Here is a 1,140-nt window from a genome sequence, read left to right on the forward strand (position 1 = left end):
ATCCTAAGGTGTGCGAGAGAACTCTGGTTAAGGAACTCGGCAAAATGACCCCGTAACTTCGGGAGAAGGGGTGCTTTCTTAACGGAAAGCCGCAGTGAATAGGCCCAAGCGACTGTTTAGCAAAAACACAGGTCTCTGCGAAGCCGTAAGGCGAAGTATAGGGGCTGACACCTGCCCGGTGCTGGAAGGTTAAGGAGAGGGGTTAGCGTAAGCGAAGCTCTGAACTGAAGCCCCAGTAAACGGCGGCCGTAACTATAACGGTCCTAAGGTAGCGAAATTCCTTGTCGGGTAAGTTCCGACCCGCACGAAAGGTGTAACGATTTGGGCACTGTCTCAACCAGAGACTCGGTGAAATTATAGTACCTGTGAAGATGCAGGTTACCCGCGACAGGACGGAAAGACCCCGTGGAGCTTTACTGTAGCCTGATATTGAATTTTGGTACAGTTTGTACAGGATAGGCGGGAGCCATTGAAACCGGAGCGCTAGCTTCGGTGGAGGCGCTGGTGGGATACCGCCCTGACTGTATTGAAATTCTAACCTACGGGTCTTATCGACCCGGGAGACAGTGTCAGGTGGGCAGTTTGACTGGGGCGGTCGCCTCCTAAAGTGTAACGGAGGCGCCCAAAGGTTCCCTCAGAATGGTTGGAAATCATTCGTAGAGTGCAAAGGCATAAGGGAGCTTGACTGCGAGACCTACAAGTCGAGCAGGGACGAAAGTCGGGCTTAGTGATCCGGTGGTTCCGCATGGAAGGGCCATCGCTCAACGGATAAAAGCTACCCCGGGGATAACAGGCTTATCTCCCCCAAGAGTCCACATCGACGGGGAGGTTTGGCACCTCGATGTCGGCTCATCGCATCCTGGGGCTGTAGTCGGTCCCAAGGGTTGGGCTGTTCGCCCATTAAAGCGGTACGCGAGCTGGGTTCAGAACGTCGTGAGACAGTTCGGTCCCTATCCGTCGTGGGCGTAGGAAATTTGAGAGGAGCTGTCCTTAGTACGAGAGGACCGGGATGGACGCACCGCTGGTGTACCAGTTGTTCTGCCAAGGGCATAGCTGGGTAGCTATGTGCGGAAGGGATAAGTGCTGAAAGCATCTAAGCATGAAGCCCCCCTCAAGATGAGATTTCCCATAGCGTAAGCT

General features: G+C 54.1%; 1 rRNA gene. It reads left to right on the top strand.

From position 1 onward, the window contains the following. Positions 1-1,140: ribosomal RNA gene (locus JDS98_RS29555) — 23S ribosomal RNA — on the top strand; the annotation flags it as partial.

This window comes from Bacillus cereus group sp. N11 (assembly GCF_016483605.1).
Classification (GTDB): Bacteria; Bacillota; Bacilli; order Bacillales; family Bacillaceae_G; genus Bacillus_A; species Bacillus_A toyonensis.